Origin of the sequence: Dactylosporangium sp. CA-233914 (assembly GCF_050942935.1) — a bacterium.
Classification (GTDB): domain Bacteria; phylum Actinomycetota; class Actinomycetes; order Mycobacteriales; family Micromonosporaceae; genus Dactylosporangium.
Genome location: NZ_CP192030.1, coordinates 12130499 through 12150795, shown reverse-complemented (window position 1 = coordinate 12150795; position 20297 = coordinate 12130499). Strand labels below are relative to the sequence as shown.

The following is a 20297-nucleotide window of genomic DNA, read 5'->3' as shown; positions in this document are numbered from 1 at the left end:
CGTGTTTCTTAGGGAGTCATTACCGGGCCTGGTGGCGGACGGATGATCGCCGCATGCTTGGGGCGTGCTGACTCGCAGGTTCGGGGCGCTGGCCGGGCTCGCCGCCGCGGCCGTGGCGCTCGGCGTCGCCGAAGTTGTCGCCATTCTCACCGGGGCCGCCACGTCGCCGCTGGTCAGCGTCGGTGGCGTCGTCATCGACAGTGTCCCGGCGAAGGTCAAGGACTTCGCGGTCTCCGTCTTCTACACGTACGACAAGCTCGCGCTGACCATCGGCACGATCGTGATTCTGGCCGCCTTCGCCGCGGCTATCGGTATCTTGGCGACAAAGCGCGAAATATATGGTTACGCCGGAATCGGCGTCTTCGCGGTCGTCGGCATCGCGGCCGCCCTCAGCCGCCACAACGCCCCCTGGTACGCCTTCGTCCCCACGCTCCTCGGGGCCGCCGCCGGCGCCGGGGTCCTGCGCCTGCTGCTCACCCGCGAGGCCGGCTACAACGCCCCGGCCGGGCAGCGGCGCTCGTTCCTGCGCACCGCCGGATACACGCTGCTCGGCGCCGCCGTCGTCGGTATCGCCGGCCGCTGGTGGTCGACCCGCCGCGGCGTCGAGGCGGACCGGGCCGCAGTCGACCTTCCGACAGTTCCGCCCAACACCGTGGCGCCGCTGCCGCCCGGCGCCGACGCGGGCCTGCCCGACCTCGCGCCGTTCGTCACGCCGAACAAGGACTTCTACCAGATCGACACCGCGCTGGTGGTGCCCCAGCTGACCACCGAGGACTGGAGGCTGCGCATCCACGGGCGGGTCGAGAAGGAGGTCACGATCAGCTGGGACGAGCTGCTGAAACGGCCGATGATCGAGCGGTACGTCACCCTCGCCTGCGTCTCCAACGAGGTCGGCGGCAACCTCATCGGCAACGCGAAGTGGCAGGGCGTCCGCGTCGCCGACCTGCTCGACGAGGCCCGGCCCAAGGCCGGCGCCGACCAGGTCGTGAGCCGCTCGATCGACGGGTTCACCGCGGGCACCCCGACGGCCGTGCTGCGCGACGGGCGCGACGCCATGCTCGCCATCGCGATGAACGGGGAGCCGCTGCCCGTCAACCACGGTTTTCCGGTGCGCATGGTCGTGCCGGGGTTGTACGGATACGTCTCGGCGACGAAATGGCTGGTGGAGCTCGAACTGACGTCGTTCGCCGATTTCGACGCATATTGGATCAAGCGCGGATGGTCCGCCCAGGGGCCGATCAAGACCGAGTCGAGAATCGACGCGCCGCGGGACGGGAGCAATCCGCGGGCGGGCGAGATCGTGATCGGCGGCGTGGCCTGGGCACAGCACCGGGGCATTTCCAAGGTCGAGGTCCAGGTCGACGACGGTCCCTGGCAGGCCGCCACGCTGCTGCCCGTGCCGTCGATCGACACCTGGCGCCAGTGGACGCTCAAGTGGCAGGCGACCCCGGGCCGGCACCGCCTGACCGTGCGCGCGAGCGACAACGGCGGCGAGACGCAGACAGACGCCGTGGCGCCGCCGGATCCCGACGGCGCCACGGGGTGGCACTCGATTCAGATAGAGGTCAAGTAGGCCCAGGTCAGCGGGTGGCCGTCCGCGACCGGGGGTTGCCGGCCGTGACCTGCGGCCGGCGCTGTGACGGCACGCCCGGCGCCGGGTGTGTCGGGCCGGGGCGGCCCGGCACCGCGCGCAGCGGCTGCTGAGCGCCCGCGGTGGAGGCCGGGACCGGCGGCGTGGGGCGCAGACCCAGCTTCGCCTCCAGCCGTGCGACGTCGACCCGCGCGTGTCGCCGGTCGGCGGCGTCCTCCCAGCCCAGGGCCAGCAGCCGGAGCCGCTCGCCCTCGGTGAAGCCGCCCCAGACGCCGTACGGCTCCCGGCTGCTCAACGCCTGTGCGGCGCACTCCGCGCGGACCGGGCACGCTCGGCAGACGTTCTTGGCGGCGGTCTCCCGGCGGCCGCGTGACGCGCCGCGCTCACCGTCGGGGTGGAAGAACTGTGCGCTGTCCCGTCCCCGGCACAGGCCGAGCCGCTGCCAGTCCCAGATGTCCGCGATGGGACCGGGCAGGCGAGTCACATTCGTCATTCGCTCCTCCTTCCAGGCGTGCGGCCTGGAATTCGCGCGTCGCACAGACTCTGTACAACGCGCGAGACCGCCACAGGTAACGGCATGTCGTCGGTCAATTTCTCGTAGGCCAATCGCGGCGAAACCACGTCTAGATCTCGCCATTTCGTGTTTCTCTCTTTGAGAGAGAGGAGCACGACGGTGCGTACGATTTTGGTGTGTGTGCGAACACAGGTCGCGGCACAGACGGTCGCCGCTGCCGCGGCCAGACTGGGAGTGGCACACGCGGTGCGGACCGCCGTCACGATGGTCGAGGCCCTGGCGCGACTCAGCGAGCAGCCGGCCGACCTGGTGCTGGCGGACCCGACGCTCGCCCGGCCCGACAGCGCGGAGTTCTCCCGCCGCGTGCTGGCCGTGGCGCCGGGCGCGACGGTGGTGTTCTTCGGGACCGAGGAGCCTCGCGCGGCCGCCGCGGCGATCGCGGCCGGGGCCCGGGCGGTCATCCGCGTCGACACGGCCGACCCGGTCACGACGCTGGCGAAGGCCGTCCTGCTCGTGCTGAGCCAGGTCGGGCGCAGCAACGGCGAGCCGGTGCTGCAGGCGCGCGTCGGTGCGCCGAGCCAGGCCGCCGGCGGCATACTGCAGGCCGGTCGCGGGCTGCCCGCGACCGCGCGGACCGCGGTCGGGGTGCCCGGGGCCCGGGTGGCCGGGGCCGGCGTGCCGCAGCAGCGCGGCGACGTGCCCGGGGAGCCGCCGCGGCGGCGCGTGGAGCTGACCGAGCGTGAGCTGCAGGTCCTGCGCGGGATGGCGGACGGGAAGAGCAATGCCGAGATCGGCCGGGAGTTGTTCGTCTCCGAGGACACGGTCAAGACGCACGCTCGCCGGCTGTTCCGCAAGCTGGGAGCGCGCGACCGGGCACACGCCGTCGCGGCGGCGTTTCGTGCCGGGCTCGTGAGCTAGGGGCGCCGCAGGCCAACCGGAGCATGCCGCAGCGGTACCCTTGACACCGTAAACCTAAACAGGGTGGCAAACCCGCACGAGGGGGCCTGCTCAGCCTTCGCCGTCGTCGGTCGCACTCGCCAGTGCGTCGTGAACACCGTCAGCGTAACCCCGCGCGTATTCCCATGTGACGTAATGGTCCGGGTCGGGGTCGAAGGCGGGCTCGTGCACGCGCGGGCGACCCGACGTGAGCAGGTGCTTGAGGTTTCCCCGCAGCAGGTCCCAGTCGAAGTAGTGGGGCTCGTGGCAGTCCTCGCACTCGATGACGAGCCCGCGGACGCCGATCGCCGTGAGCAGCGCCTGGTAGATCTCGAGGTCGGCAAGGTCCTCGAGAACGTCCTGGCGCTCGGCGGCGGTCAACGGGTCTTCGGTCCCGCTGTCGTCGAGCTCGGCCGACGGATCGGCCGGGTCGCCGGCGAACGGGTCGATGGGCTCTTCGTGCACGCCTCAACGGTATCCCCATTTGGCCCGGGTGTGGGCCCGGGCACGGGTCTGCCATGGCGGGCGGGTGCATCGTCGCGGCGGAAGTACGATGAGACGCACCCGCCGGACGACCGAGAGCTGGGATGCGCTTCATGGATTTCTCCCGACCTGACGTGCTGCCTTTGGGCCTGACCTTCGACGACGTGCTGCTGCTTCCGGGCGAATCGGACGTGGTGCCCAGCGGCGTCGACACCTCGAGCCGGGTCACCCGCAACATCACCCTCCGGATACCGCTGGTGTCCTCGGCCATGGACACGGTCACCGAGGCCCGGATGGCGATCGCGATGGCGCGGCAGGGTGGCATCGGCACCCTGCACCGCAACCTGTCGATCGAGGACCAGGCGCTGCAGGTCGACCTCGTCAAGCGCTCGGAGGCCGGCATGGTCACCAACCCGGTGACCTGCTCGCCGGACGACACGCTCGGCGAGGTGGACGAGCTGTGCGGCCGCTACCGCATCTCCGGCGTGCCGGTCACCGACGCCGACGGCCAGCTCGTGGGCATCGTCACCAACCGCGACATGCGCTTCGTGTCCGACCCCAACACCCGCGTGCGCGACATCATGACCGTCGCGCCGCTGATCACCGCCCAGGTCGGGGTGAGCAAGGATGAGGCCCTCGCCCTGCTGCGCAAGCACAAGGTCGAGAAGCTGCCGATCGTCGACGGCACCGGCAAGCTGCGCGGCCTGATCACCGTGAAGGACTTCTCCAAGAGCGAGAAGTTCCCGCACGCGACCAAGGACGAGGCCGGCCGGCTGCGGGTCGCCGCCGCGGTGGGGGTGGGCGAGGAGTCGTACAAGCGCGCCCGCACGCTCATCGACGCCGGCCTGGACATCGTCATGGTCGACACCGCGCACGGGCACAACCGGCAGGTCGTCGAGATGGTCATGCGGCTGAAGAAGGAGACGTCGGTCGACGTCGTCGGCGGTAACGTGGCCACCTACGAGGGGGCCAAGGCGCTGGCCGAGGCCGGGGCCGACGCGGTCAAGGTCGGGGTCGGGCCCGGCTCGATCTGCACCACCCGCGTCGTCGCCGGCGTGGGCGTGCCGCAGATCACGGCGATCATGGAGGCGGCCCGGGCGTGTCGTCCGCTGGGCGTGCCGGTGATCGCCGACGGCGGCATGCAGTACTCCGGCGACATCGCCAAGGGCATCGTGGCCGGCGCCGACACGGTGATGCTGGGCAGCCTGCTCGCCGGCTGCGAGGAGAGCCCCGGCGATCTGATCTTCATCAACGGCAAGCAGTTCAAGACGTACCGCGGCATGGGTTCCCTCGGCGCCATGCAGTCCCGCGGCCAGACGCGCTCCTTCTCCAAGGACCGTTACTTCCAGGACGACGTGCGCTCCGACGACAAGCTGGTCCCCGAGGGCATCGAGGGCCAGGTGGCCTACCGCGGCCCCCTCTCCGCGGTCGCCCAGCAGCTCGTCGGCGGCCTGCGCTCCGGCATGGGCTACGTCGGCGCGGCGACCGTCGCCGACATGCACGAGCGCGGCCGGCTCATCCGGATCACCGCCGCCGGGCTCAAGGAGAGCCACCCGCACGACATCCAGATGACCGTCGAGGCACCGAACTACCACTCGCGCTGACGCGGTGGACGTACACCCCGAATTCAACAGGAGCTGACATGCGTGACGTGGTCGAGATCGGGCTCAGCAAGAGCGCCCGGCGTGGCTACCACCTGGACGACATCGCGATCGTCCCGACGCGCCGCACCCGCGACGTCGACGACGTTTCCACGAATTGGCAGCTCGACGCGTACCCGTTCAAGATCCCCTGCGTGGCTCACCCGTCCGACGCCACGATGAGCCCGGCCACGGCGGTCGCGCTGGGGCGCCTGGGCGGTCTCGGCGTGCTCAACGTCGAGGGCCTCTGGACCCGTTACCCGGACCCGACCAAGATCCTTGAGGAGCTGTCCGGGCTCGACGAGGACGCGCCGGCCACCCAGCGCCTCCAGGAGGTCTACGCCGAGCCGATCAAGCCCGAGCTGATCGGCGAGCGGGTCAAGGAGATGCGCGACGGCGGCATCACGGTCGCCGTGCGGGTGTCGCCGCAGCACACGCTGGCCCTCGCGCCGGTGATCCTCGACGCGGGCGTGGACATCCTGGTCATCCAGGGCACGCTGGTCTCGGCGGAGCACGTCTCGACCACCGACGAGCCGCTCAACCTCAAGGAGTTCATCGCCGATCTCGACCTGCCGGTCATCGTCGGCGGCTGCACCAACTACCAGACCGCGCTGCACCTGATGCGCACCGGCGCCGCCGGCGTCATCGTGGGCATCGGCGCCGACGAGTGGTCGACCACCGACCGCGTGCTGGGCATCCGGGTGCCGATGGCGACCGCGATCGCCGACGCCGCCGACGCGCGCCGCGACTACCTCGACGAGACCGGCGGGCGTTACGTGCACATCATCGCCGACGGCAACATCCAGACCTCCGGGGACATCGCCAAGGCCCTGGGCTGCGGCGCCGACGCCGTCATGGTCGGCGAGCCGCTCTCGCGCAGCGACTCGGCCCCGGCCGGCGGCGCGTGGTGGCACTCCGCGGCGAGCCACCCGAAGCTGCCGCGCGGCTCGTTCGGCTCGGCCGAGCCCTCGCTGGGCAGCCTCGAGAAGGTGCTCTACGGCCCGTCCGAGGACCCGGACGGCGCGCTGAACCTCTTCGGGGGCCTGCGCCGGGCGATGGCCAAGTGCGGCTACCGCGACCTGAAGGAGTTCCAGAAGGTCGGCCTGATCCTCGACAAGTAGGACTTCAACCGGCAAAACGGGCCCGCGAGGGCCCGTTTTTCGTGTCCGCCGCACGCCGCCGATTCGAACCATGTTCACCCGGCGGAGTTGGAATCGGGCCATGCGGGGGATCATCGCGCTGGCCGTCGCGTCGGCCACACTGCTGGCACCGGCGGCGGACCATGCCCGGATCGAGGGCACCGGCTCGTCCTGGCTGAGCAATGCCGTCAACACCTGGATCGCCGCCGGGTCCGGCACGGGGCTGCAGGTCTCGTACACAGCCCTGGGCTCGCAGACCGGCCGGCGCGACTTTGCCAACGGGATCAGCGACTTCGGCGCCACCGACGTGCCGTTCGGCCAGGTCGGCGACCCCGCCGTCACCCGGCCCTACGTATACGCACCGGTGGCGGGCACGGCGGTCGGCTTTCCGTATCACCTGATGATCGACGGCAAGCTCAAGCGCGACCTGCGCCTGTCGGGCCGCACCCTGGCCGGCATCTTCACCGGAAAGATCACGAACTGGAGCGACCCGGCGATCACCGCCGACAATGGCCAGCCGCTGCCCGCGCTGCCGATCATCCCCGTCGTCGAGGCGACCGAGTCCGGCGCATCGCTGCAGTTCAGCAGCTATCTGGCGGAGAACCATCCGGATCTCTACCACCCGTTCGTGCCCACCGCCTACTTCCCGCAGCAGGGACCCGTAGTCCCCCGGCTCGGCGCCGACAGCGTGATGAACTCGGTCCTCAGCGCCGGCGGCAACGGCGCGATCGGCGTGGTGCCGCTGTCCTACGCGCTCGACATAAACTACCCGGTCGCGGCGATCGGCAACGCCTTCGGCCGCTTCATCCCCCCGAACTGGCAGAACACGAGCCTCGCGCTGGCCGGGGCGAACGACCCGCGGGCGTACCCGGTGGCGGGCTACACCTCGGCGATCCTGCCCACCGGCACCGATGCGCAAGACCCGCGGATGACGACGGCGAAGCGCCAGACGATCGTGGACTTCCTCGCCGGCGCCGTGTGCCGGGGCCAGTCCGGCCTGAGTTCGCGCGGCTACGCCCCGCTGCCCCTGAACCTGGTCCGCCAGACGTTCGACCAGCTCAGCAAGCTCCGGGACGCCGATCCGGCGGTCGACCTGAGCGCGCTGGACCTCTCCCGCTGCGACAACCCGACGTTTGACCCGTCCAACCTGGGCCGCGACCTGCTCGACGAGATCACCCCCGCGGCACCCGTCCCGCAGAACGACATCCCGATCGCGGGCCAGAACGACACCGAGCCGTGGGCGGGCGCGCTGACGCTGCAGGTCGCGACCGGAAGCCGGGTAACGCTGACCCAGGTCGACCCGGCCACGGCGGCGGGCCACCCGGCGCAGGGCACCGACCCGACCGGGCACCGGCACGCCTGGGTCTTCCAGGGCGACCTGGCCGGCGTCTCGGTGGTGGACACCCGGCCCGCGCAGCCAGGCTGGCAGCTGGTCGGCCGGATGAGCGACATGACCAGCGAACAGACGAGCATTCCGGCCCACGACCTCGGCTGGGTGCCGCAGGCCGGACCGGGCGGCGACGCCGAGGGTACGGTCACGATCGGCGGGACGGTCGCGCCCGGGATGCGGGCGGTCGGCAGTCCCGGCCTCGGCGAGGGCCAGATGCTCGGGGCCGCCCCGGCGGGGTCGGGCCTCGGCACCCAGCCGCTCGGCGCGCGGATGGAGCTGTGGATGCCCGACACGTCCCCGACGGGACGCTACTCGGGCACCCTCACCCTGACATTGATCGGCGGTTAGCGGGGCAGCGCCTGCTGCAGTTCGGCACGCAGCGCTGGGGTCAGCATCTCGCCCGCCTGCTTGGCCAGGCGGGCCATCTCGTAACCGACCACCCCGATGTCGGCCTCGCGGCCGGCCAGCGTGGCCAGGATCGACCCGTCCCGGATCGACATGACCAGGAAGAAGCCCTGGCCCATCTCGACGACGGTCTGCTTGACCTCGTCGCCGTCGAAAATCCGGGCCGCGCCGCTGGTGACGCTCACCAGACCCGACGTGACCGCGGCGAGCTGATCGGCGCTGTCACGGGGCAGATGGTCGGAGACGGCCACCAGCAAGCCGTCGGAGGAGACCACCACAGCATGGGCAATGCCGGGCACCCGCTCGGTGAACGCGTTGATCAGCCAGCTCAGGTCCCGTGCTTGTTGGCTCAGGGTCACGCCGTGCTCCCTCGATGTTCGTTGATCGGCACCGTGGGCACCTCGTCCTCGTTCGCGGCCCGATGCACGCCACTGTAGAACCGGGTGAGCATGCTGCCCACGCTGGCCGGGTCCGGCTCCGTCTGGGGGGTCGTCACCGACTGCGTCTCCTCCGGCGCGGGCACCGGCTCGTCGGGGTCGCCGGGCAGCTGCGCCAGCGGCACCCGGATCGGCAGCCCGGCGCTGCTCGTGCCCGCGATGACCGGCTGGCGCTGCGCCGGGATGACCCGGGCCGGGGCCGGCGCCCCGCCGGCGCCGCCGCGTGACCACCAGCGCGTGCCCTTCGCGGCCGCCGGGGTGGGCGCCTCGTTGCCCCGCGACGCCGCGTCGATGATGTCCTCGGCCCGGGCCGGGCCACGCTTGGCCCCGTTGACCGGCCCGCCGTTGGTCGGCGGCGTCGGCCCAGGCGTCGCGGAGACGGGCGTCGCCGAGACGGGCACGGCCGAGACCGGAGCCGCCGACACCGGCGCGGCCGAGACCGGAGCCGGGGACACTGGCGCCGGGGACACTGGGGAGGCCGAGACGGGGGCCGCCTCGACGAGGTCGGGGATCTCGGGCAGTGGCGGCGCGGCGACCGCGGGCACGTCCCCGGCGGCGTCCTCCTCGGGCTCCGCCGTCGAGGCCGGGCGGCCCGGCAGCGCCGGGAGCACCGCGGTCGGGGTGTCCGCCGGCTCCGGGCCGGGCGGGGTCTGCGAGGTGCCACCGTCGACGGGGATCGGCAGGCGCGCGGCGCCGGCGAGGCGGCTGCCCGCGTTGTTGCCGTAGAGCCCGACGCCGTCCGGCGGGGCGGCCAGCAGGCGGGCGGGGAGCGTGACGTACGAGGTCACGCCCTCGTCGGTCGCGGTCAGCCGCACCGAGACACCGTGCCGGTCGGCGAGGTGACCGACCACGACCAGGCCCATCCGCTCCGAGGCGGCCACGTCGATGGCGATCGGGCTGGAGACGCGCTCGTTCGCCTCGATGAGGCCGGACTCGGTCATGCCGATGCCCTTGTCCTCGATCACGATCGTCGCCTCGCGGGCCTGCTGGGCGGGCCAGCCGGTCACCGTCACCACCGTGTCGGGCGGAGAGAACGTGGTGGCGTTCTCCAGCAGCTCCGCGAAGAGGTGGACGATGTCGGAGACGGCGTGGCCCACGACGAAGATGTCGTTGGACACGTCGTGGCGGATGCGGGCGTACTGCTCGATCTCCGCCATCGCCGCGAGCATGACCGCGGAGAGCGAGACGGGCTGGGCCCAGCGCCGGGTCGCCTCGCTGCCCGCGAGGACCAGCAGGTTCTCGTCGTTGCGGCGCATGCGGGTCGCGAGGTGGTCCAGCCGGAACAGGTTGGCCAGCTGCTCGGGGTCGGTCTCGGCGGACTCCAGCTGGTCCAGCAGCTGCAGCTGGCGCTCGACCAGCGTCTGCGACCGGCGGGCGAGGTTGACGAACATCGAGTTGACGTTGCGCCGCATGACCGCCTGCTCGACGGCGAGGCTGACGGCGCTGCGGTGCACGGCGGTGAACGCGTCCGCCACCTCGCCGATCTCGTCGGAGGAGCGCACCCGGGTCGTCGTGTCGACGGTGACCGTCTCGCCGCGCGGTAGCGTCCGCAGGCGCTGGATCGCCTCGGGCAGGCGGTGCTGGGCCACGTCGAGGGCCTGGGCCCGCAGTTGGCGCAGCGAGCGGGCCATCGAGCGGCCGATCAGCCAGGACAGCAGCAGCGCCAGCAGCATGACCAGCACGATCGCCGAGGTGGCGACGACCGCGTTGGTGCGCTGGGTGGCGCTGCGGTCGCCGGCGCCCTTGATCGCGTCCTCCAGCATCTCCTTCTCGATGCTGCGGACGTAGTCCAGCTCCTGGGTGCTGGCCCGCCACCAGTCCTCGGCCGAGACGCCGACGGCCGCGCCCCGGGCCCGGGAGATGATGTCCTGCTGGAGCCGGGCGACGGTGGAGACGGCGGACTGGCGCAGGTTGCGGTCGTAGAGCGCGAGGTGACGCGGGCTCGCGGAGGAGCGGAAGCGCTCGACGGCGGCGACCTGCCGCGCCTGGATCTCCGAGAACGTCTCGAAGTCGTCGGGGGCGAACTTGCCGGCGCTCGCCGCGCCGAAGATCCGCCCGCGCAGCTGGTCCTTGAGCTCCTTGGACTGGGCGAGGTCCATGAGCGAGGAGACCTCGGCGACCGACTGGGAGTCGCCGCCGATGTCGGGGCGGTCGGGGACCAGGTCGAAGAGGTGCTGGATGGTCACCGAGAACTGCTGGAAGACGGCCTCCTCGCGCAGCCACCGGTGCGCCACGCCGTCGCGGACCAGGCCGAGGTCGGTGAAGTCGGCGGTGATGCGGTTCTGGGTGCCCCTGAAGATCGGGTTGCGCAGCAGCGGGCGGGCCTGCTCGGAGAAGGCCTGCAGCGCCGCGTCGGTCGCGGCCTGGCTCGCGGCGAGATCGTCGGCGGCCGGATTCGGACCGGACCGCGGCGTGCCGGTGGTCGACCTGGCGAGAAATCCGACCGTTCGGTCCCTTTCAAGCTGCAACTGGTGGACAAGATCGGTCAGTTGGCGGCCGACCTTGACCCCTTGGGCGAACTGATCCAGCTTCGCCGCGTCCTGCACGGAGATGTTGATCTGGACACCGGCGATGACGAGGAAGGCGACGGCGGGCAGCACGAGGACGGCCGCGAGCTTCGTGGGCACGCGCCAGTCGCGCACCCTGAACAGGGATGCGCTGCGCCGCTGCGGTTCCCCCGGCCGCCTGCGGCGATGGCTGTTCACCTTCATCACGACGGCCGGAGCCCTCGTGGGAGGCGGCGAAGCGAAGGTCTGCACCCCTCCACACCTTTCGCATGCGTCATCGCGCTGCCTGAGCAGCGTGCGGCCCTTATCAAACCAGGGTTGTGACCAGTGTCCAACCGGGTCATAGTGGCGCAGGTCACAATACTCGAAGCCGGACACCGGGGTTGCTACGCATTGATCAGAGGGGAAGGATACGGCCGTCCGCCCAGCCACCCGTCACCGCTCGCCACGAGGAGTCATTCGCCGTGCTCACCCGGGGCTTCCGGCCCGCCGTGATCGCTCTGGTGTCGGCATTGGCGTTACTCATGTCGGCCTGCACCGGCGGTGCGGATCCCGCACCCAGGGCACCGGCGACCGTCGCCATCGGGCTGCTGGTGCCGACCAGCGGCGCCAACGCGCAGCTCGGCCAGCAGGCCACCCTCGGGGCGAAGCTCGCCATCGAGGTGGTCAACCGCGACCTGCCGACCAAGCCGCTGCCGCTGCCCCTGGGCGCCGGTGTCGGCCTGCGCAGCGGCACCAGGCTGACGCTGCTCACCGGCAACACCGAGAGCGCGCCGGAGAAAGTGGAGAAGGAGGCCGGCAAGCTCGTCGACGACGGCGCGCTCGGCATCGTGGTGGCCGACCGCATCGACGTGGCGCTGCCCGCCGGCCGGGTCACCGACCTGCTGGGCGTCTCCCTGGTCGACGCGCTGAGCACCTCCGACACCTTCGGTGACCTCAACCGGATCGGGCACTTCCGCATCCAGCCCAGCGACCGGCGCGAGGTCACCACCGCGCTGGACCTGCTCTACCGCCAGCGCGACACCCCGGGGCAGATCAAGCGGATCGTCACCGCGGCCGGCACCCCGCAGGGCCCGCTCGGCGACGAGGTGGCAAGCCTCAAGTCCTCGATCGAGGACCTGAGCCGGGCCGTCGGCTACGAGGTGGCCGGCAAGGACCACATCGTGCCGCTGTCGGGCGCCAACGCCGGCCAGCCGGACGGCCAGGTGGTCAAGGGCGACGCGGTGCTCGCGATCGTGACCAGCCCGGCCGAGGCGCAGGCCGCGAACGACCTGGCGGTGCGGGTCAAGGGGACCGCTTCGGTGATCGCGATCGGCCCGGCCGTCGCCGCCCTGGACGGGGTGAAGAACCCGACCGCCCTGCGCGCCTCCGGCTGGTCCAGCGAGTTCGCCGCCCGCAACCCGATCACGCAGGTCATCGGGGCGATGTTCGAGCAGGCCTTCCACACCAAGCTGACCGAGGTCGCCGCGAACGCGTTCATGGCGACCCTGGTCATGGCGATGGCGATGGACCAGGCCGTCGACTACTCCAAGCAGGCCGTCCGTAACGCGGTGCAGCAGGTGACGATCCCGGCCACGCAGACGATCATGCCGTGGAACGGGGTCCGCTTCGACGGCAACGGCGTCAACCAGCTCGCCGCCGGCATCGTGGAGCAGCGGGCGCCGAACGGCTACTTCGTCGTCCACCCCGCCGAGCTCGCGGCCGCGCCGGCGCTGAACCTCTAGGCCTCACCCGAGGTAGTTCATCAGCGCACCCGGGTCGCTGCGCACCAGCTCGTTGAGGTCCAGCACGCCCTCGCCGGCCGGGCCGCTCAGGCGGCGGGGCAGCAGCGGGTGCTCGCGCTGCCAGCCCCGGCGCAGCAGCGCGTACTCCACCACGACCGCGAGCAGCGCCGCGCCCATCCACGGCGGTGCGGCCGGGTCGTCCTCGCCGACGCCGGGCGGCAGACCGCGCCGGGCCCGCTCCACGTCCACGGGGCGGCGCAGCAGGGTGCCGGCGAGCTCGTCGCGCCCGTCGGGCGGGCGGCCCAGCACCTCGTGGACGGCCTCGACGTATTGCCGGGCCCGCCGCTCGACGTCCGTCAGGTAGGACTCGACCGGCAGGTCCGCCAGGCGAACCCAGGAACCGGTCGCGGTTGGCAGCGCCTCGGCGGCGAGGGCCCGCAAGGCGGCCGGCCTCAGCTCATCGAGGGTGACGGCGTCCGGGTCGAGGCGCACCAGCGGGCCGCTGCCCGGTGTGCGCAGCTCCTCGGCCAGGCCCGGGTGGCGCCGGGCCAGCTCCGCGTGGAGGGTCTCCGCGGCGACGGCCGGGGCGCCCCAGCGCGAAAGCCGCAGCCGCCAGCCGGCGTGCAGATCCTCGGCCTGGATCGGCCCGGTGACCGGCAGGGAGCCGGTGCTGAACGCCGAGAGGGTGCCGGAGGCCAGCGGGGCCGCGGCGAATGTTGCGAACGCGGCGCCGATCGCGGCCGCCTTGAGCAGTGCGCGGGCCGCGTCCTCGACCGCCGAGAGCCCGCCGCCGGCCGCGGTGATCGCCGCCGCGTCGCGGACCTGCTCGGCCTCGGCCAGCAGCGACTCGGTCGCGGCGAGCAGCCGGGCGTGCCGGGCCGCGGAGCGCTCCGAGGCCGGCGCCGCGCGGCGGGCGTTGAGCAGGTCGCGGACGAGGTCGGGGTGGCGGGAGGCGGGTAGCGTCAGCTCGTGGGTGAGCAGCGCGCGCAGCTCGTCGGTGGAGAGCCCCCAGACCAGGGGCAGGCCGACGATCAGCACGCCGCCGTCGGTGCGCACGGTGGCGGGGCCGCCGAGATGTACTGACAGCGGCGGCGCGACGTCGGCGAACTTGAGTGCGTCCAGAACCACGGAGTGCAGTGCCGGGTGCTGCCCCGCGTCGACGGCCGGCAGGGCCGGGAGCGGCGCCGCCGAGGCCGGCCCGCCCAGCAGCCGACGAGCGCGCCAGACCGCCAGCCCGCCCGGAAGTCTCGCCATAGTTGACCAGTCTGCCGCAAATGACCACCGAAACCGAAGGGGCTTCCCCGTAAGTTACTCGTGAGTCACTATGGGGCATGCGCTACGACGTCGTGGTGATCGGCTCCGGGTTCGGCGGGAGCGTGACCGCGTTGCGCCTGGCGGAGAAGGGTTACTCGGTAGCGGTGCTGGAGGCCGGGCGGCGCTTCGCCGACGACGAGTTCCCGGAGACCTCCTGGGACGCGCGCCGGTTCCTGTGGGCGCCGGCCCTGGGCTGCTTCGGCATCCAGCGGATCACCATGCTGCGCAACGTGCTCGTGCTGGCCGGCGCCGGGGTCGGGGGCGGCTCGCTGGTCTACGCCAACACGCTGTACCGCCCGATGCCCCCGTTTTACGACGACCCCCAGTGGCGGGACATCACCGACTGGCGCGCCGAGCTCGAGCCCTTCTACGACCAGGCCGAGCGGATGCTCGGGGTCGCCACCTACGCCCGCACCACCGCCGCCGACCGGGCCATGCGCAAGGTCGCCGAGCGCATGGGTGTCGGCGAGACCTTCCACGCCACGCCGGTCGGGGTGTACTTCGGCCGCTCCGGCGTCGATCCCTACTTCGGCGGCGCCGGGCCGGTGCGCAGCTCCTGCGAGCACTGCGGGGCGTGCATGACCGGCTGCCGCGTCGGGGCGAAGAACACGCTCGTCAAGAACTACCTCTACCTGGCCGAGGAGCTGGGCGCCGAGGTGTACCCCCTGACGAGCGTCACCACCGTGCGCCCCGCGGACGCGGGCTATGTCGTGCAGACCCGCGGCACCGACCGCCGCTGGCGCCGGCAGGCGTTCGAGGCCGGCCAGGTCGTCTTCGCCGCCGGTGCCCTGGGAACCCAGCGGCTGCTGCACCGGATGCGCGCCGACGGCGTCCTGCCCCGCATCTCGCCCCGGCTCGGTGCCCTGACCCGCACCAACTCCGAGTCGATCGTCGGCGCGCGGTCGCTGCGCAAGGGCGTCGACTTCACCGACGGCGTCGCGATCACCAGCTCGTTCCACCCGGACGCGAACACCCACATCGAGCCGGTTCGCTACGGCCCCGGCTCCAACGCGATGGGGCTGCTGCAGACGGTGCTCACCGACGGCGGGCCGTGGCGGCCGCTGCGCTGGTTCGGTGTGTTCCTGCGCCATCCGCTGCGCCATCTGCGGGTGCTCTCCGTGCGCCGCTGGTCGCACAAGACCGTGATCGCGCTGGTCATGCAGTCGCTGGACAACTCCCTGAACGTGCACTACAAGCGCTCGTGGACGGGGCGGCGGCGGCTGAGCACGACGCAGGGGCACGGCGAGCCGAACCCGGCCTGGATCCCGGCGGGCAACCGGGCCGTACGCCTGCTGGCCGAGGAGATCGGCGGCCTGCCCGGCGGCGGCTGGTCGGAGGTGTTCAACATCCCGCTCACCGCGCACATCCTCGGCGGCGCGGCGATCGGGGACTCGGCGGCGACGGGGGTCGTGGACGCGTACCACCGCGTCTTCGGCCACCCGGGGCTGCACGTCGTGGACGGCGCCGCGGTCTCGGCCAACCTCGGGGTGAACCCGTCGCTGACGATCGCCGCGCAGGCGGAGCGGGCCGCGTCGATGTGGCCGAACCGGGGCGAGCCCGACCCCCGCCCCGACCTGGGCGCACCCTACCTGCCGGTGGCGCCGATAGCTCCGTCACGCCCCGCCGTCCCGCCGGAGGCACCCGCCGCACTCCGACTAGGCTTTCGAGCATGACCACGCCGCCGCCCGTGCTCGTCGTCGACTTCGGCGCGCAGTACGCACAGCTGATCGCCCGCCGCGTGCGCGAGGCCCACGTCTACTCGGAGATCGTGCCGAGCTCGATGCCGGTCGCCGACATGCTGGCCAAGCGCCCCGCGGCGATCATCCTGTCGGGCGGCCCGTCGTCGGTCTACGAGGAGGGGGCGCCGCAGGTCGACCCGGCGCTGTTCGAGGGCGGCGTGCCGGTCTTCGGCATCTGCTACGGCTTCCAGGCGATGGCGGTCGCGCTGCGCGGTGAGGCCGCCCACACCGGCAACCGCGAGTTCGGCGGCACCCCGCTGTCGATCGTGGGCGCCGGCGGGGTGCTGCTGCGCGCACTGCCGGCCGAGCAGTCGGTCTGGATGAGCCACGGCGACTGCGTCACCGCCGCCCCGGCCGGCTTCACGGTCACCGCCGGCTCGCCGGGCGCGCCGGTCGCGGCGTTCGAGGACACCGCCCGCCGCCTGGCCGGCGTGCAGTTCCACCCCGAGGTCGCGCACACCCCGCACGGCCAGGAGGTCCTGCGCCGGTTCCTCTACGACATCGCCGGCATCGAGCCGACCTGGACCTCGAACAACATCATCGAGGAGCAGGTCGCGGCGATCCGGTCCCGGGTCGGTGGCAAGCGGGTCCTCTGCGCGCTGTCCGGCGGCGTGGACTCCGCCGTCGCCGCGGCACTCGTCCACAAGGCCGTCGGTGACCAGCTGACCTGCGTCTTCGTCGACCACGGGCTGCTGCGCGCGGGCGAGGCCGAGCAGGTCGAGAAGGACTACGTCGCCGCCACTGGCATCAACCTCAAGGTCGTCGACGCGTCCGGACGTTTTCTGTCCGCGCTGGCCGGGGTGACGGACCCGGAGCAGAAGCGCAAGATCGTCGGGCGCGAGTTCATCCGGGTCTTCGAGCAGGCCGCACGCGAGGTCGACGCCGAGGAGCACGTGGAGTACCTGGTCCAGGGCACCCTCTACCCGGACGTCGTCGAGTCCGGCGGCGGCACCGGCACCGCCAACATCAAGTCGCACCACAACGTCGGCGGGCTCCCCGAGGACCTCAAGTTCGCGCTGGTCGAGCCGCTGCGGACGCTGTTCAAGGACGAGGTGCGCCAGATCGGCGCGGCCCTCGGGCTGCCCGAGGAGATCGTCATGCGCCACCCGTTCCCGGGGCCGGGCCTGTCGATCCGGATCATCGGCGCGGTCGACGAGGAGCGCCTGGCGATCCTGCGGGCCGCCGACCTCATCGCCCGCGAGGAGCTCACCGCCGCGGGGCTGGACCGCAGCGTCTGGCAGTTCCCGGTGGTGCTGCTCGCGGACGTGCGCAGCGTCGGGGTGCAGGGCGACGGCCGGACGTACGGCCACCCGATCGTCCTTCGCCCGGTCTCCAGCGACGACGCGATGACCGCCGACTGGTCGCGCCTGCCGCACGAGCTCATCGCGAAGATTTCGACTCGGATAACGAACGAGGTCCGGGAGGTCAACCGCGTGGTCGTGGACGTTACGTCCAAGCCGCCGGGCACCATTGAATGGGAATGAATCCCCCTTCAGGCGGAACTTGGTCTTGTCACCGGTTGATAAAGCCGGAGAATTTATCGACGTGACTCCTGCCTTAACGCCGCTGCGGCGCATCGCGGCCTACTGCGTGTGCGCCGACGGCGACAGCTACCTGCTGGTGCGGGCCTCGGCCAAGTCCGGGACGCCCGGCGCCTGGTCGCTGCCCGGCGGCGCCGTCGACCACGGTGAGAACCCGGTCGACACGGTCGTGCGCGAGACCGCGGCCGAGACCGGCCTGTCCGTCGCGGTGGTGAACCTGCGCGACGTGCTCGCCGACATGCGGGCGCTGCCGGCGCGCGGGCTGACCATCCACACCGACCGGCTGATCTACGAGGTCACGGTCCGCGGCGGGGTGGTGCGCGACCGGGTCGGCCAGCCGACCGACCTGGCCCGCTGGGTCACCCTCGAGGAGGCGCAGGAGCTGCCGCTGCGCCGCTTCACCGCCGACGCGCTCGGCCTGCCCGACGCCACCGCCGACATCCGCCCCGACGGGGTCCCCGAGGTTCCGTCCTTCTACGCAGTTCCCGGCCCCGACGGCCTGCACCGCGCGCAGCGCTTCGCCGCCTACGCCGTCTGCACCGACCGCCGCAACCGGGTCCTGCTCACCCGCATCGCCGACAACTATCCCGGTGGCGGCTGCTGGCACCTGCCCGGCGGCGGCACCGACTTCGGCGAGCAGCCGGGCGTCGCCCTCATCCGCGAGCTCGCCGAGGAGACCGGCCAGGAGGGCACAATCGTCGAGCTGCTCGGCGTGGCCAGCCACCGCGACGCGGCGCAGCTGGGCCCCGAGGGCTATCCGATCGACTGGCACGGCGTGCGCGCCTTCTACCGCGTCCAGGTGCCCCGCTCCAGCCGCCCGGTCATCCACGACGTCGGTGGCTCGACCGCCGAGGCGCGCTGGTTCGACCCGGACGAGCTGGACGAGCTGCCATTGACGGAGGTGACGGAGGAGGCCCTGCGCGGGGTCGGCCTACGCTGATCACCATGACGCGGACACGGGTGATCACGGTGTACGGGCGGCTGCCGGGCGCGACCGACGAGATCGGCGGCCCGATCCGGCACGGGGAGGACCCGGCGGCCGCGGTGGTCCGGCTGTTCCGCGAGAGCGCCGGGGTGTCGGTGGCGGTTTCGGGCGTACGCGACGTGCTCGCCCTGATCTCGCCGGACCGTCACGAGGATCGCGTGCTCTTCGACGTCGAGCCCGACTCGGCGACGGTCCTGGGCGAGGAGGAGTCCGCCGCCGAGTCGGAGCTGCCGAAGGGGCAGCGCTTCGCGGCGTACGGCTTCGTCACCGACCTGGCCGGGCGCGTCCTGCTGACCGAGATCGCGCGCGGGTTCCCGGGCGCCGGGCGCTGGCACCTGCCGGGCGGCGGGACCGACGTCGGCGAGCAGCCGGCCGAGGCGCTGCTGCGGGAGTTGTACGAGGAGACCGGGCAGCGCGGGCGGATCGTCGAGTTGCTCGGGGTGACCCACCGGTGCAGCCAGGGGCTCGTGGGCCCGGAGGGGTATCCGATGAACTGGCACGCGGTCCGGGCGCTCTACCGGGTGCTGGTGCCGGAGCCGTCGGCACCGAGCGTGACGGAGGCGGCCGGCGGGTCGACCGCGGCGGCGGCCTGGTTCGAGCCGGCCGAGCTCGCTGGCCTGGCCGTGACCGAGGTGGTTCAATGGGCCGCTTCACTACCCGCGACGGCGGAGTGACCGCCCTCGTTAAAATGGACTAGAGGTTAACAAAAAACTACACTGAGTAGTTCCACGGTTCGCCTTAGATGGCGGTTTCCTTCCTGAGGCATCGCCAACCGCGACCCGATATGCGATCGTGTAGATCGCGAGACGGTCTCTCGCGAAACGGACACCGCGGGCCGAAGGCCCCCAGAACGCGACCGTGGGAACCTCGTTCCTACATGGAGGATCAGTGCCGAGCTCACCTTGGCAGCGACGACGCACTTCGGACAGTCCGCGCCCCGGTGGCGGACGGCAATGGGCGGGACGGCTGCGGCGCAGCGGTTCCCTGGCCCGCCAGGTGCTCTTCGCCGGACGCGTCGGACGCCGCGGTGACGGCAATGTCGCCGGCGCGACCTCGCTGCTCGTGCCCCCCGCGGAGACCGACACCCGCACCGGCCGGGTCCGGTTGCCCCGCCTTCGGATGCGCCGCCGTGACGGACTGTCACGAGACCTGGCCGCGTCCATCGCCCCGGTCAGCCCCGCGGTCGCGGCGCCGCAGGTCTCTCCCGAGGTTTCCGAAGAGCCGGCCCCGCTTGCCATCCCGCTGCTGCCCGGTGAGCGCACGCTGGCCCGGCGGGTCCGGTTCGCGCTGGTCAACGCCTGCACCCTGAGCAGCCTCATGCTCGGCCTGTCGGCGATCTTCATCGCGGTCAACCAGGGCGACGTGCGCGTGGCGGCCTCACTGCTCATCGCCTGCGTCATCTTCGACGGCCTCGACGGCTTCCTGGCCCGCCGCCTCGGCGTGGCCAGCCCCTTCGGCGCTCAGATGGACTCGCTGGCCGACATGTGCTCGTTCGGCCTGGCCGCACCGGTCGTGGTCTACGCCTGGCTCAACGGCTCGGCCCCCGCCGCGGCGCTGATCCCGGCCTGCGCCCTGGTCGCGGCGGCCGCGGCGATCCGGCTGGCCCGCTTCAACGTCTCGCCGAAGGACGGCCGCTTCTTCTGCGGCGTGCCGACGACGATGTGCGCCGCGGTGCTCGCGTTGAGCACGCTGATCGCCCCGGCGATGCCACCGGCGCTGCGCGTGGCGGGCGTGGCCCTGCTGGGCCTGGCGATGGTGTCGAGCTTCCCCTACGCGAAGCTGGCCGGGCTGGTGAAGCTGCCGCCGTGGCTGCTGGTGCTGCCGGTGATCGGCGCCCTGGTCAACTACCGCCTCACCTTCGTCGTGGTAGTCCTGGCGTATCTGATCAGCGGCCCCCTGATCTGGCTCCGCCAGCGCAACAAGGTCGCCTGAGCCCAAGCCGAGAACGGCCC

15 protein-coding genes and 1 pseudogene are annotated in these 20297 nt (G+C 72.2%); 11 read left to right on the top strand and 5 right to left on the bottom strand.

The annotated features are described in order from the left end of the window. Window positions 1–64 precede the first annotated feature (64 nt). The gene (locus ACQPY0_RS54190) at window positions 65–1573 is read left to right on the top strand and encodes a molybdopterin-dependent oxidoreductase (protein ID WP_432980210.1); all 1509 of its coding nucleotides are present in this window, start codon (window positions 65–67) and stop codon (window positions 1571–1573) included. A 145-nt stretch (window positions 1574–1718) separates the two neighbouring features. Here ACQPY0_RS54190 and ACQPY0_RS54185 read toward each other — a convergent pair. Beyond that, window positions 1719–2084: pseudogene (locus tag ACQPY0_RS54185) on the bottom strand (WhiB family transcriptional regulator); the annotation flags it as partial. Window positions 2085–2264: 180 nt separating this feature from the next. On the opposite strand from ACQPY0_RS54185, the gene ACQPY0_RS54180 reads away from it, so the two are divergent. Continuing rightward, window positions 2265–3023 (top strand): helix-turn-helix transcriptional regulator, encoded by a 759-nt coding sequence (locus ACQPY0_RS54180; RefSeq protein ID WP_432980207.1) that lies wholly within the window; start codon window positions 2265–2267, stop codon window positions 3021–3023. Window positions 3024–3113: 90 nt separating this feature from the next. Here ACQPY0_RS54180 and ACQPY0_RS54175 read toward each other — a convergent pair whose 3' ends face one another. Beyond that, window positions 3114–3506 (bottom strand): DUF5319 domain-containing protein, encoded by a 393-nt coding sequence (locus ACQPY0_RS54175; protein ID WP_432980204.1) that lies wholly within the window; start codon window positions 3504–3506, stop codon window positions 3114–3116. A 122-nt stretch (window positions 3507–3628) separates the two neighbouring features. Between ACQPY0_RS54175 and guaB the strand changes: the two genes are divergently transcribed. From guaB to ACQPY0_RS54160, 3 genes are all read left to right on the top strand, one after another. Continuing rightward, window positions 3629–5128, top strand: coding sequence for an IMP dehydrogenase (gene guaB / locus ACQPY0_RS54170; protein WP_432980201.1), 1500 nt, complete (start codon window positions 3629–3631; stop codon window positions 5126–5128). Window positions 5129–5166: 38 nt separating this feature from the next. Beyond that, entirely contained in the window at window positions 5167–6285 is a 1119-nt protein-coding gene (locus ACQPY0_RS54165; protein WP_432980198.1) for a GuaB3 family IMP dehydrogenase-related protein, read from the top strand. 100 nt (window positions 6286–6385) lie between these two features. Further along, window positions 6386–8041 (top strand): substrate-binding domain-containing protein, encoded by a 1656-nt coding sequence (locus ACQPY0_RS54160; protein ID WP_432980195.1) that lies wholly within the window; start codon window positions 6386–6388, stop codon window positions 8039–8041. Here the strand turns inward: ACQPY0_RS54160 and ACQPY0_RS54155 are convergent. Then, on the bottom strand, window positions 8038–8457 hold the full coding sequence (locus ACQPY0_RS54155) for a roadblock/LC7 domain-containing protein (protein WP_425556692.1): 420 nt from the start codon (window positions 8455–8457) through the stop codon (window positions 8038–8040). The two genes, ACQPY0_RS54160 and ACQPY0_RS54155, sit on opposite strands and share 4 nt — an antisense overlap. After that, window positions 8454–11162: a nitrate- and nitrite sensing domain-containing protein gene (locus ACQPY0_RS54150; protein ID WP_432980191.1), complete on the bottom strand. Its 2709-nt coding sequence runs from the start codon at window positions 11160–11162 to the stop codon at window positions 8454–8456. The genes ACQPY0_RS54155 and ACQPY0_RS54150 overlap by 4 nt, the downstream gene beginning before the upstream one ends. A 344-nt stretch (window positions 11163–11506) precedes the next feature. Between ACQPY0_RS54150 and ACQPY0_RS54145 the strand changes: the two genes are divergently transcribed. Beyond that, window positions 11507–12766 carry an ABC transporter substrate-binding protein gene (locus ACQPY0_RS54145; protein ID WP_432980188.1) on the top strand — a complete coding sequence of 420 codons (1260 nt, stop codon included), beginning with the start codon at window positions 11507–11509 and terminating at the stop codon, window positions 12764–12766. Between the two features lie 3 nt (window positions 12767–12769). Here ACQPY0_RS54145 and ACQPY0_RS54140 read toward each other — a convergent pair whose 3' ends face one another. Beyond that, a complete protein-coding gene (locus ACQPY0_RS54140; protein WP_432980186.1) occupies window positions 12770–14020 on the bottom strand; it encodes a hypothetical protein in 1251 nt (416 codons plus the stop codon). Window positions 14021–14097: 77 nt separating this feature from the next. Between ACQPY0_RS54140 and ACQPY0_RS54135 the strand changes: the two genes are divergently transcribed. From ACQPY0_RS54135 to ACQPY0_RS54115, 5 genes are all read left to right on the top strand, one after another. Then, the gene (locus ACQPY0_RS54135; RefSeq protein ID WP_432980183.1) at window positions 14098–15753 is read left to right on the top strand and encodes an FAD-dependent oxidoreductase; all 1656 of its coding nucleotides are present in this window, start codon (window positions 14098–14100) and stop codon (window positions 15751–15753) included. Further along, window positions 15750–17303 (top strand): glutamine-hydrolyzing GMP synthase, encoded by a 1554-nt coding sequence (guaA, locus tag ACQPY0_RS54130; protein WP_432980180.1) that lies wholly within the window; start codon window positions 15750–15752, stop codon window positions 17301–17303. The genes ACQPY0_RS54135 and guaA overlap by 4 nt, the downstream gene beginning before the upstream one ends. Before the next feature lie 61 nt (window positions 17304–17364). After that, window positions 17365–18300, top strand: coding sequence for an NUDIX domain-containing protein (locus tag ACQPY0_RS54125; protein WP_432980177.1), 936 nt, complete (start codon window positions 17365–17367; stop codon window positions 18298–18300). A gap of 5 nt (window positions 18301–18305) precedes the next feature. After that, entirely contained in the window at window positions 18306–19019 is a 714-nt protein-coding gene (locus ACQPY0_RS54120) for an NUDIX hydrolase (RefSeq protein WP_432980174.1), read from the top strand. A 292-nt stretch (window positions 19020–19311) separates the two neighbouring features. Further along, window positions 19312–20277 carry a CDP-alcohol phosphatidyltransferase family protein gene (locus ACQPY0_RS54115; RefSeq protein ID WP_432995816.1) on the top strand — a complete coding sequence of 322 codons (966 nt, stop codon included), beginning with the start codon at window positions 19312–19314 and terminating at the stop codon, window positions 20275–20277. The last annotated feature ends 20 nt before the right edge of the window (window positions 20278–20297 follow it).

Bases quoted from the DNA above. Each gene is read 5' to 3' on its own strand.
- guaB (WP_432980201.1), top strand. From the start codon at position 3,629: ATGCGCTTCATGGATTTCTCCCGACCTGACGTGCTGCCTTTGGGCCTG.
- ACQPY0_RS54165 (WP_432980198.1), top strand. From the start codon at position 5,167: ATGCGTGACGTGGTCGAGATCGGGCTCAGCAAGAGCGCCCGGCGTGGC.
- ACQPY0_RS54160 (WP_432980195.1), top strand. From the start codon at position 6,386: ATGCGGGGGATCATCGCGCTGGCCGTCGCGTCGGCCACACTGCTGGCA.
- ACQPY0_RS54140 (WP_432980186.1), bottom strand. From the start codon at position 14,020: ATGGCGAGACTTCCGGGCGGGCTGGCGGTCTGGCGCGCTCGTCGGCTG.
- ACQPY0_RS54135 (WP_432980183.1), top strand. From the start codon at position 14,098: ATGCGCTACGACGTCGTGGTGATCGGCTCCGGGTTCGGCGGGAGCGTG.
- guaA (WP_432980180.1), top strand. From the start codon at position 15,750: ATGACCACGCCGCCGCCCGTGCTCGTCGTCGACTTCGGCGCGCAGTAC.
- ACQPY0_RS54120 (WP_432980174.1), top strand. From the start codon at position 18,306: ATGACGCGGACACGGGTGATCACGGTGTACGGGCGGCTGCCGGGCGCG.